This is a genomic window from Pseudomonas sp. NBRC 111124 (assembly GCF_001320245.1).
GTDB lineage: Bacteria > Pseudomonadota > Gammaproteobacteria > Pseudomonadales > Pseudomonadaceae > Aquipseudomonas.
Genome location: NZ_BCBA01000055.1, coordinates 102,553 through 117,400 on the forward strand (window position 1 = coordinate 102,553; position 14,848 = coordinate 117,400).

Annotated in this window: 13 protein-coding genes and 1 tRNA gene; 5 read left to right on the forward strand and 9 right to left on the reverse strand. The window is 63.8% G+C overall.

All coding sequences use genetic code 11. The features are described 5' to 3' along the window. Positions 1-120 precede the first annotated feature (120 nt). Positions 121-1,338: a DUF3422 domain-containing protein gene (locus tag APH28_RS21335; RefSeq protein WP_060512510.1), complete on the forward strand. Its 1,218-nt coding sequence runs from the start codon at positions 121-123 to the stop codon at positions 1,336-1,338. Between the two features lie 110 nt (positions 1,339-1,448). On the opposite strand, the gene APH28_RS21340 is transcribed toward APH28_RS21335, so the two are convergent. The 5 genes from APH28_RS21340 to APH28_RS21360 form a co-directional block, all read right to left on the reverse strand. Continuing rightward, a complete protein-coding gene (locus tag APH28_RS21340; RefSeq protein WP_060512511.1) occupies positions 1,449-3,851 on the reverse strand; it encodes a DUF3772 domain-containing protein in 2,403 nt (800 codons plus the stop codon). Between the two features lie 56 nt (positions 3,852-3,907). Next, positions 3,908-4,960 (reverse strand): bifunctional DNA-binding transcriptional regulator/O6-methylguanine-DNA methyltransferase Ada, encoded by a 1,053-nt coding sequence (gene ada, locus APH28_RS21345; RefSeq protein ID WP_060512512.1) that lies wholly within the window; start codon positions 4,958-4,960, stop codon positions 3,908-3,910. 113 nt (positions 4,961-5,073) lie between these two features. Then, positions 5,074-5,700 carry a DNA-3-methyladenine glycosylase gene (locus APH28_RS21350; RefSeq protein WP_060512513.1) on the reverse strand — a complete coding sequence of 209 codons (627 nt, stop codon included), beginning with the start codon at positions 5,698-5,700 and terminating at the stop codon, positions 5,074-5,076. Positions 5,701-5,783: 83 nt separating this feature from the next. Then, positions 5,784-6,944, reverse strand: a complete 1,161-nt coding sequence (locus APH28_RS21355; RefSeq protein ID WP_060512514.1) for an MFS transporter — start codon at positions 6,942-6,944, stop codon at positions 5,784-5,786. Between the two features lie 422 nt (positions 6,945-7,366). Next, positions 7,367-8,578: an MFS transporter gene (locus APH28_RS21360; RefSeq protein WP_060512515.1), complete on the reverse strand. Its 1,212-nt coding sequence runs from the start codon at positions 8,576-8,578 to the stop codon at positions 7,367-7,369. Positions 8,579-8,760: 182 nt separating this feature from the next. On the opposite strand from APH28_RS21360, the gene APH28_RS21365 reads away from it, so the two are divergent. Both APH28_RS21365 and APH28_RS21370 read left to right on the forward strand, forming a co-directional pair. Next, positions 8,761-9,693, forward strand: coding sequence for a FecR domain-containing protein (locus APH28_RS21365; protein ID WP_256250241.1), 933 nt, complete (start codon positions 8,761-8,763; stop codon positions 9,691-9,693). A gap of 95 nt (positions 9,694-9,788) precedes the next feature. Further along, positions 9,789-9,865 (forward strand) — tRNA-Met (locus tag APH28_RS21370). Between the two features lie 65 nt (positions 9,866-9,930). Here the strand turns inward: APH28_RS21370 and APH28_RS21375 are convergent. Next, positions 9,931-10,542 (reverse strand): LysE family translocator, encoded by a 612-nt coding sequence (locus tag APH28_RS21375; protein WP_060512517.1) that lies wholly within the window; start codon positions 10,540-10,542, stop codon positions 9,931-9,933. A gap of 157 nt (positions 10,543-10,699) precedes the next feature. On the opposite strand from APH28_RS21375, the gene APH28_RS21380 reads away from it, so the two are divergent. Next, the gene (locus tag APH28_RS21380; protein ID WP_060512518.1) at positions 10,700-11,614 is read left to right on the forward strand and encodes a LysR substrate-binding domain-containing protein; all 915 of its coding nucleotides are present in this window, start codon (positions 10,700-10,702) and stop codon (positions 11,612-11,614) included. On the opposite strand, the gene APH28_RS21385 is transcribed toward APH28_RS21380, so the two are convergent. Beyond that, positions 11,554-12,138: a D-Ala-D-Ala carboxypeptidase family metallohydrolase gene (locus APH28_RS21385; protein WP_177334286.1), complete on the reverse strand. Its 585-nt coding sequence runs from the start codon at positions 12,136-12,138 to the stop codon at positions 11,554-11,556. The genes APH28_RS21380 and APH28_RS21385 overlap by 61 nt on opposite strands. Before the next feature lie 67 nt (positions 12,139-12,205). Between APH28_RS21385 and APH28_RS21390 the strand changes: the two genes are divergently transcribed. Beyond that, positions 12,206-13,363, forward strand: coding sequence for a hypothetical protein (locus APH28_RS21390; RefSeq protein ID WP_060512519.1), 1,158 nt, complete (start codon positions 12,206-12,208; stop codon positions 13,361-13,363). 115 nt (positions 13,364-13,478) lie between these two features. On the opposite strand, the gene rimI is transcribed toward APH28_RS21390, so the two are convergent. Together rimI and APH28_RS21400 are read right to left on the reverse strand one after the other, a co-directional pair. Then, positions 13,479-13,934, reverse strand: a complete 456-nt coding sequence (gene rimI, locus APH28_RS21395) for a ribosomal protein S18-alanine N-acetyltransferase (protein WP_060512520.1) — start codon at positions 13,932-13,934, stop codon at positions 13,479-13,481. After that, complete coding sequence (locus APH28_RS21400; protein ID WP_060512521.1) at positions 13,931-14,719, reverse strand: hypothetical protein; 789 nt, start codon at positions 14,717-14,719, stop codon at positions 13,931-13,933. The genes rimI and APH28_RS21400 overlap by 4 nt, the downstream gene beginning before the upstream one ends. Between the last annotated feature and the right edge of the window lie 129 nt (positions 14,720-14,848).

The window sequence follows — 14,848 nt, forward strand, 5'->3', positions numbered from 1 at the left end:
TCGATCTCATAAGCGCTGAAGCATTCAAGCCGAACACACGGCGGCCCAGTGACTTTCCCTCCCCCTCCCGAAGTCCCACTCCCTGGTACCCCCACAATCACAACACCAGGCCGGACCACCATGCACCCTCAACGCACCGCCTTGCACAACGAGTTGCACGCCCGCCCGTCGCTCTACTTCGACGGCCCGGCGCATGTCTTCCACCTGGCCCTGCTCGGCGGCGATGCCGCTTGCGCCGCGCTTCTGCAACGCTGCTGCCCCGAAGCGATCGACATCGAGGCTGCCCAGGGCATCACCCGCCTGGATGGCCACCCGTTCAAGTGGGAACGGCACACCGAATTCTTCACCGTGACGCTGGTGGTGCCCTGCTCTGCCACCGACACCGAATGGCAGGCTCTACCGCCAGTGCTGGCCGAGGCCATCGCGCCGCAGGCGGCCCAGGTGATCAATGCCATGCAGGTGCTGGTGCGTGACGAGCAGGGTCTCGACCTGCCCCACTATGGCTTCAAGGACCCGTGCGGCTCCTGCGTCGGCGGTGGCGATGCGGTGGTGTGGAGCGATTTTCGCCTGACTGCGGACGGCACCAACCGCTTCCTGTTCATTAACCATCGCCTCAATGCCTACCGCCAGGGCCGGATGATCCGCCGCCTGCTGGAGATCGAGACCTACCGCATGATGGCCTCGCTGACGCTGACCACGGCCAAGGCCTTGAGCCAGGAGCTGGATGCCTTCGACAAGACCCTGGTGCAACTGTCGGAGCGCAGCGCCGGCGGTGATGGCCATGACTCCAAGGCCCTGCTCGAAGCTATCGCCCACCTGTCACGGCAGGTGGTCAGCCGCACGGTGAAGACCCGTCACCGCTTCGGAGCCACCCAGGCTTATGCGCAGCTGGTGTTCGAGCGTCTCGGCGAACTGCGCGAGAGCCATGTGGGTGATTGCCAGCGCTTGGGCGTGTTCATCGAGCGCCGGTTCAAGCCGACCGTGCGTTACTGCGCAGCGACCGAGCAGCGCCTGGAGCAACTGGCGAAGAACGTCGCCAACCTGGGCGACCTGCTGCAGGCACGGGTGCAGGTGGAGATGGAGGAGCAGAATGCCGGGATCTTGCGCAGCCTCAATGCCCGTGCCGATGCTCAGGTGAAGATTCAGCGGGCGGTGGAGGGGCTGTCGATCATCGCCATCACCTATTACCTGCTGAACCTGTTCAAGCTGTTGTATGGCGGGCTGAATGTGCTGGGGCTGGAGTTGACGGCGCGGGATGCACTGATGGGGATGGCGCCGCCGGTGATGCTGGTGCTGTTGGTGATTCTGCTGCGGATCAGGCAGGCCAAGCAGCATTAGGGCCGGGGGCTGCCTTGCAGCCCATTCGCAGGCAAGCCAGCTCCCACAGAGATATCACAGAGCCCGAGTGCGGCGCTGTACCTGTGGAGGAGGGCTTGCCCGCGAGGGCATCACGCCGATTCGTCAGCCGGCCGCGAACCTTCCTGCACCAGCACCATGCTCTGCGGTGAAGACAGGGCAATCCCCTCATCGCGTAAGCGGCCAAGAATGGTGAACAGCAAGTCGCTGCGGGTGCCCGACACCTGCCGCGGCCCCGCCACATAACCACTCACGCCAATGACCATACCCGCCGAGGTCAGGTCCTTGAAGGTCACCGAACAGGCCGGCGCATCAAGAATCGCTTCATGCTCGTGATAGGCCGCCAGCAGCAGCTCACGCACACGGTTTGCATCGGTTTCCAGCGGCAAGGTCAGGGTGATACCCACCACGCCCAGGGCATTGCCCATGGTCACGTTGCGCACGTTCTGCGAGATGAACTGCGAGTTGGGCACGATCACCGTGGAGCGGTCGGACATCTGAATCTCGGTGGCGCGCACGTTGATCCGGCGGATATCGCCCTCGACCCCGGCCAGGCTCACCCAGTCGCCCACTTTGACCGGGCGCTCGGTGAGCAGGATCAGGCCGGAGATGAAGTTCTGCACGATCTGCTGCAAGCCGAAACCGATACCGACCGACAGCGCACTGACCACCCAGGTCAGGCTGGTCAGGTTGATGCGCAGGGTCGACATCACCAGCATGGCCAGGAATATGAAGCCGAGGTAACCGACCAGGGTCACCAGCGAGGCCCGCATGCCCGCATCCATGTCGGTTTCCGGCAGCAATCGCTCGCTCAGCCAGCGCTTCACTACGCGGATGCCGAACAGGCCACCGAAGAACATCACCACCGCCAGCAGGATGTCCTGCGGCACGATGTTCAGGTTGCCCAGCACCTTACCCCCGGTGCCATCCCAGTCGCCCAGGCTCAGCAGCAGCTCGCTGGGGCTGGTGCCCGAAGGCATCAAGGCCAGCAGCAAGGCCAGGAACAGCAGCACCGTGCGGCCAATACCGGCCAGTATGGTGCTCGCCTGCGCCTGGTGGCGTGGCGCCAGGCCCAGCGACGAGGCCAATGCCAGGCCACCGGGCTGGCGCGGCGACAACAGGGTTTCGCACAAGTCGCCGAGGAAGGTGGTCAGCAAGTAGGCGCAAGTGGCGACCAGGCTTACCCACAACAGCTTGGCCGTCAGGAAGTAAGCCAGGGTCAGGTAACCGGCCAGCAGCGCCAGCAGGATCAGCCCAAGCCACACCACCCCCACGAACGGAATCAACCCGGCCAGCCCCGTGGGCCGCTCCAGATCATGCTTGCGCAGGGTGCGGCGGTAACGCAGCAAGGCTGCCGTAAAGATCAGCGCCACCACCAGCGCGGTCAGGCCATTGACCGCCACGGTCAGGGCCAGGCTGGCGCCGATCACGCTGTTGATGCGCTCCATGGTCACCATGACCATCAGCGCCAGGGCCAACAGTTTCGGGAACCAACCAAGCGCGGTGGCGACTTCGTCGTGGATAGGCGGCAGGCGCCAGGATGGCCGCTGCAGCATCAGCATGGCGCGGCCCAGCCCAGTAATGAAGGCGCTGAACACCACCAGGGCGAGGAAGTGGTTGGTCAGGCTGGCGATGTCCGAGCCCAGCTCAGCGCTGCTCTCCAGGCCCAAACGCAGCAACGATACGGAACCGACGATGGTCCCCAGGGTAGCCAGACTCACACCCAAGGCCAAGGCACTGCGACGCAGGCGCCCTTCCGGCAACCAGCGGACCATGGCATCGGCCAGCAGGCGTTCGAGCAGCCTGCGCACCAGGGTCCACAACAAAATGGCCGCCACCAGGCTGGTGATGAACAACCAGCGGTGGTCTGCTCTGAAGGCACTGGCAACGGCGTCGGCCGTTTCGCTGCGCAGGTCGCGCAGGCGCGTCAGGTCGTCCTGGGTGGGGCGGATAATGCTCTGCCAGAAAGCCGGGCTCAACGGCGTGGCGGCCCGGCTGGTGATCTGCGAATTGAACTGGCTGCGGCGCAGGTTGACGATCTGAGTCGACAAGTCTCGCGCCGACTGGGCCAGCTTGGTGACCTGAGCAAGGTCCGCGACCAAGTCTTTTTTCTCGGCATCGAGCTGCTTGCGCTGCTCGGTCAGTGTGGCGGCCTCATCCGCTTGCACCGGCCCCAGCACCTTGAGCTTGTCGTCGAGCTTTTCCACATCGGCGGTGCGCTGAGCGGTCAGCGCGTCAGCCTGGCGCTGGACCTGCACAGCGGCAAGACGCAGCTGCGACAACAGGTCGTCGTTGGCATCGCTGCTGACGCCCTGGCGGATCTGGTTGAGCCGGTCGCTCAACTGCTCGAAGCTGGCATCTTCCTCCAGCACCGGGATCTCAGCCGCAGCCAGGTTGGCCAATGGCGTAGCGGGAGCTGACCAGGCTGGTGTGGCCAGGGCCAGCATCAGGGCCATCAATCCCAGATAAAAACGGGCAAGGCTTACACGCCTCATCGAATGTTCCTCTTTACACATCGATCTGGCGGGCGATTCTACGCGGCTTCAGGCGATCAGGAGAGTGCCGTTTCTCGCGCCAGCAGTTGCCGTTTGCGCTCCACCCCCCAACGATAGCCGCTGACGTCACCGTCCCGGCGCACTACCCGGTGGCAAGGGATGGCCACGGCAATGCGATTGGCCGCGCAGGCCATGGCCACGGCGCGCACCGCCTTCGGTGCGCCGATGCGCTCGGCAATCTCGGTATAGCTGACCCGGCTGCCCACCGGCACCTCGCGCAGGGCCTGCCAGACACGCTCCTGGAAGGCGGTGCCTTGCACATCCAGCGGCAGGTCCAGCCCCAATGCCGGCGCCTCGACAAAGCCGACAACTTCAGCAACCAGCCGCTCGTAGCCGGCATCGCCGCCGATCAGGCAGGCTTTAGGGAACTGATCCTGTAACTGCTCGAGCAGCACCTCGGGGTCATCACCCAGCAGGATCGCGCAGATGCCCTTCTCGCTCTGGGCCACCAGAATCGCACCCAGAAAGCACTGGCCGAGGGCGAAGTGAATGGTCGCCCCGGCGCCGCCGGCCCGATACTCGCGGGGGCGCATGCCCAGGCGCTGATCGGCGCTCTCGTAGAAGCGGCTGTTGGAGTTGTAGCCGGCGTCATAGATGGCATCGGTCACCGAGCTTTGCCCGTCGCCCAGCCGCTCGCGCAGGCGCCGGGCACGGAAGGCGCTGGCGTAGGCTTTGGGGGTGAGGCCAGTTTCGGCCTTGAACAGGCGGTGCAGGTGGAAGGGGCTGACGGCCAGTTGCTCGCCCAACTGGTCGAGGCTGGGTGGATTGTCATTACTTTCTAGCAGGCGACAGGCGCGGGCAATCAGATCAGAGCGGCGGCCTTCGCCTGATTTGGCCATGCAGCGGCGACAGGCGCGGTAGCCTGCGGCTTCGGCGCTGACAGCGTCGTTGAAGAACGCGACGTTTTCGCGCTTTGCCATGCGTGATTTGCAGCCGGGGTGGCAGTAGACACCGGTGGTACGCACGGCGTAGACGAAGTGGCCGGCGGCTGAGGGGTCACGGGACTCGACGGCTTGCCAGCGCTGATTGTCTGTTGTGAAAGCACTCATTGCGCATTACCCCGGCTATCTGTTTCGCCTGTTCCGGCCCCTTCGCGGGTAAACCCGCTCCTACAACGCCCATGCAGCACCCGCGAATAGGCCAGCAAAGCCAATGCAAAAACTCAGGCCCGCCACAAGTACCAGGCAGCTACTGTCCGGTAAGGGCTCCAGCCACCACCGAGCGAGCGAATCTGCGCCGGGGTCGGTGCCTTTTCCAGTCCCTTGAGCCGCCGATACCCCTCGCGCACGCCAAAATCGTCCACTGGCAGGATATCCGAGCGCTCCAGGCTGTAGATCAACAGCATCTCCACCGTCCAGCGCCCGACGCCTCGCAAAGCAATCAGCCGTTGGATCAAGGCATCGTCCGATAAGCCCAACGCCTCTTCACGATTGGGCACCACGCCCTCCAGGCTGGCCTGGGCGATTCCCTGAATGGTCGCCAGCTTGCTCGCCGAAAAGCCGCATCCGCGCATCGCTTCGGGGCTGACCGCCAACAGTTGTGCTGGCGTCGGAAACGCCTGCCCGGGGAACAGCGCCAGCAACCTCCCGAGGATCGCCTCGGCCGCCCGGGCATGCAACTGCTGATAGGCAATCGCCCGCACCAGCGCTTCATAGGGTTCACGCCCTGGCGTTGCCTGATGCAGACAAGGCCCGGTCACCTCGATATGCCGGGCCCAGTCCGGGTCCAGCGCAGCCAGGTATTCACTGGCTGCACGGTAGGCGTCGGGCGAAAGGTCGGCGAGGATCATCGGTAGTTCCTGAGCGGTCAAGGCAGATCCAGCTTAGCCCAGCCGCTGACCGGGAAAACGCCGGATCTTGCGCCGCCAATTCCTCAGTCAGCAACGGCTCGCAACTTCCCTACCCGGCGGTAGGATTGCCGGGCAAAGCACACGAACAGCCCGGCCATCAGCGCCAGTGCCATCGGCAGGCCATGCGGCGCCACATCCATCGCCGCCCCGCTCACCAGCGGCCCTACCAGGCTGCCGACGCCCCACAGCAGCCCCACGCTGGCATTTGCGGTAACCAGGTCCTGCCCCTTGAAGCGCTGACCGATCAGTACCAGCGCCAGGGTGTAGATACCGCCTGCCACCGCGCCCAGCAGCACCAGCATCGGCCATAGCAGCCAGGTCACCTCCAGCAGCCATGGCAGGGCGATGCCGATGGCCATCGCCACCAGCCCGCACACCAAGTGCAGGCCGGTGCGCTCGACGCGGTCGGCCAGCCAGCCCAGGGGCAACTGGAACACCATGTCGCCGGCAAACACCACGGTCACCATCAGTGCCGCCACGGCCACGGCAAAACCATGGCTGCTGGCGTACACCGGCAGCAGCGACAGCACCACGGCATCGAAGAACGAGAAGAACAGCACCGCCACGCACAGCGCTGGCGCCACACGGAAGAAGCCCGCAAGGCCGAAGCTTTTTTCACCCTCGTCGCCGTGCTCGACATGGTCGTTGGGCACGGTCAGCAGGATGCACAGCAGGGCCAAGGCATAGGCGATGGTGACCACGCCGATGATCCACGGGCTGTCTGCGCCAATCAGCGCGATCAGTGCCGGGCCAAGCACCTGGAAGCCGGTGAAGCTGGTGGCGTACAGGGCCATGATCTTGCCGCGGTTGTGGTCCGGGCACAGCTCGTTGACCCAGGACTCGCCAAGGATGATCGCGATGCCCATGCCGATGCCCAAGCCCAGGCGTAGCACCGCCAGCAGCCACAGCGAATCGAACGCCGAATCGAGCAAGGCGATGCTCACGGTGCACAGGCTGAAGCACAGCAGGTAGATGGTGCGGCGGGTCAGGTGACGGCAGCAGGCGTCGACCATGAACGCCGAGAGCATCATGCCCGCAGCGGGGATGGCCGAGATGACGCCGATTTCCAGTGTTCCCGCACCGGCCTCGTGCAAGCGCAACGACACCAGCGGCAGGCTGGCCCCCAGGCTGAAGCCCACTACCGAGACGGCGAACAGAAGGCCCGCCAGCAAACGCATGTTCATGTACCACTCCAGGCAAAACTGAAAAAGACGCGCAGATACAGGCGCCCGCACGCACACCGGGAAGGCGGGCGACGCAAAGGCGCGAGGTGTCAGTTCAGGGCTTGGTGTGGCGAAAAGGTGAAGGCGAACAGCACGCTGCGGCGACGCTTGAGCACCGTATCGCTCGGCCACGCACGACGCATGGCCTGAAGAGCAGGCTGGCGGGCGTGTGGGAGGGATTGGCTACGGCGCATTGCTGTGGTTACTACGCAGGTGTCGAAAAGAGAGGCGGCACTCTAGGCCAAGCCTGACCAAGTCGTCAATTACCGCTGGGGCCTCTGCCAGGCCCATTCGCGGGACAACGCCGCTCCTACAGAAGCTCGCGGTCCCCTGTAGGAGCGGGCTTGTCCCGCGAATGGGCTGCAGAGCAGCCCCCAGCGATATCAGCGCTTACCGGTATTTGGCAGAAACACCGCCAACAAGCCGAACAATGGCAGGAACGAACACAACCCGTAGACGTACTCGATCCCGCGCAAATCAGCCAGGTACCCCAGCAACGCCGCACCAATCCCGCCAAAGCCAAACATCAGTCCGAAGAAGATACCGGCAATCATGCCCACGCTGCCCGGCACCAGCTCCTGTGCATATACGACGATCGCGGAAAACGCCGAGGCCAGAATGAAGCCGATCACCACGCTGAGCACGGTGGTCCAGAACAGGTCGGCATAAGGCAACGCGAGGGTGAACGGCGCCACGCCAAGGATCGAGAACCAGATCACCGCCTTGCGCCCGATACGGTCACCGATCGGCCCGCCGAAGAAGGTACCCGCCGCCACTGCACCGAGGAACAGGAACAGGTGCAGCTGTGAGCTGGCCACCGACAGGTCGAACTTCTCGATCAGGTAGAAGGTGAAGTAGCTGGTAAAGCTGGCCATGTAGAAGTACTTGGAGAATACCAGCAGCCCAAGCACGATCAGCGCGGTGATCACCCGCCCACGCGAGATGCCATGGGTAGCCTCCACCGCTTTGCGCGCCTTGGCCTGGTTCAGGTGCTCCTTGTACCAGCGGCGCAGCATCAGGGTCACGGCAAAGAAGAACAGCGCCGCCACGCCGAACCAGGCCACGTGAGTCTGGCCGAACGGAATGACGATGGCCGCCGCCAGCAACGGACCGAAGGCCGAACCGGTGTTGCCGCCTACCTGGAAGGTCGACTGCGCCAGGCCGAAACGGCCACCCGAGGCCAGCCGCGCGATACGCGAGGTCTCCGGGTGGAAGGTCGACGAACCGATGCCGACCAGCGCCGAGGCCAGCAGGATCATCGGGAAGCTGCCGACGAACGCCAGCATCACGATCCCCACCAGGGTGCACAGGGTGCCCAGCGGCAACAGGTTAGGCGTCGGTTTGCGGTCGGTGAAGAAGCCGACCCACGGTTGCAGCAGCGAGGCGGTGATCTGGAAGGTCAGGGTAATCATGCCGATCTGGGCGAAACTCAGGTCGTAATTGGCCTTGAGCATCGGGTAGATCGCCGGCAGCACCGACTGGATAAGGTCGTTGATCAGGTGCGCCAGGGCGCAGAAGGCGATGATGCGCATCACCAGCGGATTGGCTGGGTTCGCCGATTGAGTGCTGGCGGTGGGGGTGCTGCTGATGGCCATGGGCTTGAATTCCGTCCGCAGGTTTGGGATCCGATTATCAGGATACAAATAGATACATAGCTACCTTTTTTATTTCGTGACCGCTGCGTACTTGTAAATGGTTCTCAATATATTTAGCATCCTCTGCCTACCTTCCCCTGTAATCGTTGGGCAAAACAGCCCTCACGCGAGCACACCGACCCATGAGCCCGATGCCCGCTACGCAGATTCAGGCCGACCCTCAGCAAGAAGCGCTGGAGTGGTTTTCCCGCCTGCGCCAGCCCGGCTGCGATGAAGGCGACCGCCAGGCCTTCGGCCGCTGGTGCCAGGAGCCGCTCAACGCGCACGCCTATGCCGAACTTGAAGCGTGCTGGCAGCAGCTTCAGGTACCCCCTGCCCGGCTTCGACCGCATTTGCTCAAGGTCCGCCGCAGCTACCTGGGCAAGCTACTTGCGGCGCTGTTCCTGCTGCTGCTCAGCGCTGCTGCCTATCTTTACTGGCCGTTGATTCAACGCCTGACCAGCGAACTGGCCACTGATGTGGGTGAACGTCGCAGCGTGCGCCTGGCCGACGGTTCGACATTGAACCTGGACAGCGCCAGCGCAATGAACGTCGACCTGCGCGGGCGCACACGCCAATTGCACCTGGTACAAGGCCAGGTGTACCTGGAAGTGGTACTCGATGGCCGGGCCATGGAGATACAGGTCGACGATGCCCGTATCCAGGTGTACGGCACCCGCCTGATGGTGGCGCGCCATGCCGATCATGACGAATTGGTGGTGCTCAATGGCAAGGCCATGGTCATCCAGGGCGGCGACCAGCGCATGGTGTCCGCAGGCGAGCGGGTGACCTTCACCCAGAGGCGGATCGACATGGTACAGAAAGCCGACATAAAAACGGCGGATGCCTGGCGCTCCGGCCAGTTACACGCCAGCGAGATGCCCCTGGGGCAACTCATCGAGCGCCTGGCCAACTATCAAGGCCGGCGGGTCTGGCTGATGGATGAACAAACCGCCTATCGACGCGTGAGCGGCGACTTCAACCTCGACCGCCCGGGCGAAACCCTGGAGGCACTGGCTGCCGAGCAGCATTTGCAGGTGTACGGCGTACTCGGCCAGTGGCTGCTCATTCGCTAGCACCAGGCCCGGCCGCTAAGTTTTTGAAAGGCGTGCAATTTTTTTTGAAATGAGTGTTGACACCGGTCCATCACAAGGGAATAATGCGCCCCATCGGCTACATAGCTCAGTTGGTTAGAGCATAGCATTCATAATGCTGGGGTCCGGGGTTCAAGTCCCTGTGTAGCCACCAAACAAGTCAAAGGGCTTACCGCAAGGTAGGCCCTTTTTCTTTGCCTGCAGAAAAGCCCCGCCCTATCAACGCACCCCGGCAACCGCCACGGCCAGCCCCAGGCCCATCAGCGCGACACCGATCACCCGATCGACCAGCCGCTGCCTTGCAATCATCAGCGCACGCAACCCCGCACGGGAAAAGAACAACGCCACCAGGCTGAACCAGGCCCAGTGAGCGAACGACATGAAAGCCCCGTAGGCGAAGTCCACTGCCATCGAGCTGCCCAGCTGCACCACCTGGGTGTAGGCACTGACGACGAAGAGCATGGTCTTGGGGTTGAGCGCATTGGTCACGAAACCTATGCGCAACGCAGCCAGCACACCGGATTGTGCCACCTCCCCTTCCAGGCTGATCCGAGCGGTGTTGGTCAGTGACTGGTAACCCAGGTAGATCAGGTAGCCCGCACCGAGCACCTTCATGGCCAGAAATAGCGCCGGGCTCTGGCTGATGACCACCGCGATCCCCAACACCGTGTACAGCACATGCACCTGCACACCCAGGGCAATCCCCACCGCTGCCGCCAATCCAGCCCTGCGCCCCCGCGCATAACTGCTGCGAGTGACCAGAGCGAAGTCGGCCCCGGGGCTGACGACGGCCAGCAGGGTGAACAGGGCAACGGCGATGAGTTCGGTCACGGAGAAGGCCTCAATAGATGATGAAAATACACAGATGCATCTATTATCGAGAGCAGCATCAACAGAAAAAATCGATTTAATGCGAAGTAAATCTGATAGTTTTCCTAACAGATATCCAAAGCCCGTACTGGCCTCTTCGCGGGCAAACAGAGACCCGATGAAACTGCCAGCCCTCAGTGCCTTCCGCTACTTCGACATCGCCGCCGAAACCGAAAGCTTCGTGCGTGCCGCCGAGCGCCTGCATGTCACCCATGGTGCCGTCAGCCGCCAGGTGCGCCTGCTCGAGGAAAGCCTGGGCATCGAGCTGTTCGAGCGGCGCAACCGGGCGGTCTTCCTCACCCCCGCCGGTCGTGCCTTGCATGGCACCACCCAGGCGATCTTCGAACAGCTCGAGGGTGCTGTGCAGCGCCTGCAACACCAGGAACGCGACAACGTGCTGGTGCTGTCCTGCGAGCCGACCATCGCGATGCGCTGGCTGATCCCGCGCCTGCCGCGCTTCCACGCCGCGCACCCGGACCTGCAATTGCACCTGGTGGCTGCCGGGGGCCCGCTGGACTTCGCCCGCAGCGGGGTGGACCTGGCGCTACGCCGGGATGACTTCCATTGGCCACCGACGCTGCACAGCCTGAAGATCGCCGATGAGTGGATCGGCCCGGTCAGTCGCGCCAACATTGATAACCTCGACGGTCAACGGCTGCTGCACAGCAACACCCGCCCCAGCGCCTGGCCCACTTGGCTACGCCTGAGCGGGCGGCAGGCAAGCCATAGCGAACGCAACGACTTCGAACACTTCTACCTGTCGCTACAGGCCGCCAGCGCCGGCCTGGGCTTGGCCATCGCCTCGGCGTTAATGGTGCGTGACGAACTCGACAGCGGCCAACTGCAGGCCCCGTTCGGCTTCCTGCGCGATGGCTCTGCCTATCATCTGCTCAGCCCGCAGCCATTCAATGACGGCGGCAAGCGCCAGCGCTTTGCCGAGTGGGTGACGAGCGAAAGCAAGGCCTGCCTCACTCACCTGGGCTTGCTGCAGAACGACGACCCCGCACTGCCATCACCGCCCCAGGTGCGATAACCCGCAGTATCGAGGTGGATGCGCCCGCTCGGATAGCGCCCCAGACCCATGCTCCAGGCTTGGCCATGTTGCTGCCAGAAGCGGCACAGCGGATTGGGGTCGGCCCAGGCCGGCAACAGGATATCGACCGCAAAGGCGCGGGTATGGGCGCTGTTCACGGCACCGCCGGCGCAGCGATTGAGATCGGGATCGCGATAGGCCGACACCACTTCGAACTGGCGCAAGATGCCTTGCTCGTCGAGGGTCTTGATCAGCGATAACGTCGAACGCACTGCCGGCCAGTTGCCGGCCGGCGGCACCGCGAACGGCGAGGCATGGCAGAGCTTCCAGTCCGAGGCCGAACGCAACAGCTGATGGATGGGCACCACACCATACAGACGCGCCTCCACCAGCATCTCGCGAAACGGCCGGGTCTGATGGTCACCGGCCCATTGCGCGAACATCCACAGGTCTCGCTCGTCGGCCAGCGCCAATGTGCTCGACAGCACACCTGCAACCAGCAGTAGCCTGCTTGCGCTTCTCATCCCCATGCTCCCTGCTCCAGTATGAGCGCGGCCGCCAAGCCGGGCGGCCACTGACAAGGAGTTAAGCATGCACAAGACTGCTTTATCGAGCCTCGCCGCCCTCGCCTTCAGCGGCCTGGCCATGGCGGATGCCCGCATCGACCTGGGCGACGCCCAGCGCGTCACCCGCCTGTTCGCCTTCCCCAACAACTGCCACGTGATCTGCTACCGCGACTGGACGCTGGAACAGACCGTCGAGCACTACCTCACCCAGAGCGTACGCCGCGACGGCCACGCCAACGCCCAGGTGCACGTCAGCCGTGAGCACGGCCGGCTGCACGCCACCATCAGTGACGTGCCCGCCAACTACGCCGAGCCGCTGCGCAAGCTGCTCGACAGTGGCGAGCTGGCCTACAACGGTGCCACCCAGCTGAACAAGGACGGCAAATGGTCCTACGACTGGTACCTGTTCCTGCCGCTGGGCATGGCCCTGCAGAACCGCCGCAGCATCGAGCTGCTGCACTTCCCGCCGGACTATTCGCTAACTCAGGCCCAGGACTACCTGCGCTCCAACACCACCGACCGCTGGGCCGAGCTGCTGACCTTCAACGGCGTCGACGCCAGCCAGACCCCGGCCTACCAGACCATCATCGACATCGCCCCGATTGCCGCCCCGGCCAGTGCGGGCGATGCCCTGACAGGTACCTACGGCTACTTCAAGGATTACCAGCTGCGCATGGTCAAAGAGATGACGTTGCAAAGCGCCACCAAACCACTGCCGATGGTCGCCTTCGGCGCCCCGGTACGGAGCTGGATCCAGCAACAGTACGGCCCGCAGGTGGGTGTGCTCGGCCTGGTCAGCATCAGCCCGCAACCAGGTGCAAAGGTACCAGTGCTTGGCGCCAACCACCCCAGCGCGATCTGGTATGCAGCGGACAAGGACAGCCACGGCGGCGACCAAGATGCGGCCGATGCAGCGGGTTTGAAAATGATGGGGCAGGATTTGACGGCGGCCTGCTGGCAGGCGGGGATGGGGCGTAAACCAGAGTCCGACCCTAAGAGCACGCTGGATGCCTGCTCGACCAAGTGGCAGGTGACTCAGAAAAAGCAGACCTGTGAGCTGTTCTTCCGCACCGTGCGCAAGTACACGCCTGAGCAGGCGGCGGCGAAGTGCAATACCGGGGAGATGACCAGAACCCTGCGGGACCTGCGCCAGCCGGTCGAGGTCGTGCCGCAGAAATTGTGATCGACTTGCTGGCCCTTTCGCGGGGCAAGCCCGCTCCTACAAGGATCGCCGCTGATCTCAAGGTAGGCACCTTTAGGAGCGGGCTTGCCCCGCGAAGGGGCCAGAACAGCCCAACTCAGTCTTCGAGCAAGGTACAGGCCATCACCAGCGCATCTTCACGCCCACCCGCAACCGGGTAGTAATCTCGACGGCGGCCAATTTCGTTAAAGCCATAGCGCTCGTACAGGCGATACGCCGACTGATTGCTGGCCCGCACCTCAAGGAAGCACTCACGCCCATTGAGCTGATACGCCCGCGCCATCAGGTGCTCAAGCAGCTTCAGCCCCAGGCCGCACCCTTGGTTTTCCGGCTTGACGGTAATGTTGAGCAGGTGCGCCTCGTCGATGATCACGTTGATCACGCCATGCCCCACCTGCTGCTGCCCGTCGAACATCAGCCACACTTCATAGGACTTGAGCGCATCCTGGAAAATCCCGCGGGTCCAGGGATGGCTGAACGCGGCATATTCGATCTTAAGCACGGCATCCAGATCCGCCTCGGTCATCGGGCGGAAACTGATCGAGTCACTCATTCAACGCTCTTCCAGCGCGCCATCAGCTGGCGCATCGCTTGCCAGACGTCCGCTTTGCGCTGCGGCTCGTCCATCAACAGTTCAAGGCCCGGCAAGGCCCAGGCATCGCCCAGACCATCGACCTTCAGTACTTGGTAATACTCGGCAGCCTCGGCACTGGCCGCGTAACGCATGGCCGGCAGGCCGATCAGCCACAGCACGCTGCAGGGGGTTTCTTCCAGACGCGCCTGGATGAAGCCCTGGACGAAATCCCGCGCAGCATCCGGGCCCTGGTCCATGTTGCCACGCACCAGCAGCGGCCAGCGCACGGGCTCACCGATGATCTGCGGCGCATCAGGCAGGCCGGCGGCGCGCAGCATGTCCTTGAGCAGCAGGTAAGACGGATCGCGACTCTGGAAAGGCTGACCGGTAGCTAGCTCGACCAGCAACAGGCAGCTGCCGGCGCGCAGCAGCTGCAACGCGAACCGCGGTGGCGGTACCGGGGCCGGGCGCGGTGCGGGGGCCTCTTGCTCGGCTTCAACCGGCTTGGCAGCAACCTTGGGCGTGCTGCCGGGGCGCGGAATCTCGATTTTCGGGCGCTCGCCAGAGCGAGCCTGGGGCGCAGCCGGGGCGTCGTTGGCAGCCGGTGCAGATGGCCGGACCTCGAAATCGACGTCCTCTACCGGTGCTTGCGGCAACAGCAGCTCGCGGCGCGACGGTGCAGCGAACGGCAGTTCGGCGCGCGGCAGCCAATGCACCACTTGCATGGCGGAAAGGTAGGCGCGGCGGCGGGGTTCGGTCAGCAAGGCTCGGGGGTCCGGGGTTCAAAACGTCGCACATTCTAACGCCGTTGGCCCAGCTGTGCTGCAACTGGTCGGCGGAAATTTGTGGGTTGCAGCGAAGAGGAGGCCAGTGAATCCCTTACTTCAGCCATG

Excerpts from the sequence above, each read along its gene's own strand:
- APH28_RS21355 (WP_060512514.1), bottom strand. The coding sequence starts at position 6,944 with ATGAACATGCGTTTGCTGGCGGGCCTTCTGTTCGCCGTCTCGGTAGTG.
- APH28_RS21385 (WP_177334286.1), bottom strand. The coding sequence starts at position 12,138 with ATGAGAAGCGCAAGCAGGCTACTGCTGGTTGCAGGTGTGCTGTCGAGC.
- APH28_RS21340 (WP_060512511.1), bottom strand. The coding sequence starts at position 3,851 with ATGAGGCGTGTAAGCCTTGCCCGTTTTTATCTGGGATTGATGGCCCTG.
- APH28_RS21360 (WP_060512515.1), bottom strand. The coding sequence starts at position 8,578 with ATGGCCATCAGCAGCACCCCCACCGCCAGCACTCAATCGGCGAACCCA.
- APH28_RS21365 (WP_256250241.1), top strand. The coding sequence starts at position 8,761 with ATGAGCCCGATGCCCGCTACGCAGATTCAGGCCGACCCTCAGCAAGAA.
- rimI (WP_060512520.1), bottom strand. The coding sequence starts at position 13,934 with ATGAGTGACTCGATCAGTTTCCGCCCGATGACCGAGGCGGATCTGGAT.
- APH28_RS21350 (WP_060512513.1), bottom strand. The coding sequence starts at position 5,700 with ATGATCCTCGCCGACCTTTCGCCCGACGCCTACCGTGCAGCCAGTGAA.
- APH28_RS21335 (WP_060512510.1), top strand. The coding sequence starts at position 121 with ATGCACCCTCAACGCACCGCCTTGCACAACGAGTTGCACGCCCGCCCG.
- APH28_RS21390 (WP_060512519.1), top strand. The coding sequence starts at position 12,206 with ATGCACAAGACTGCTTTATCGAGCCTCGCCGCCCTCGCCTTCAGCGGC.
- APH28_RS21380 (WP_060512518.1), top strand. The coding sequence starts at position 10,700 with ATGAAACTGCCAGCCCTCAGTGCCTTCCGCTACTTCGACATCGCCGCC.
- ada (WP_060512512.1), bottom strand. The coding sequence starts at position 4,960 with ATGAGTGCTTTCACAACAGACAATCAGCGCTGGCAAGCCGTCGAGTCC.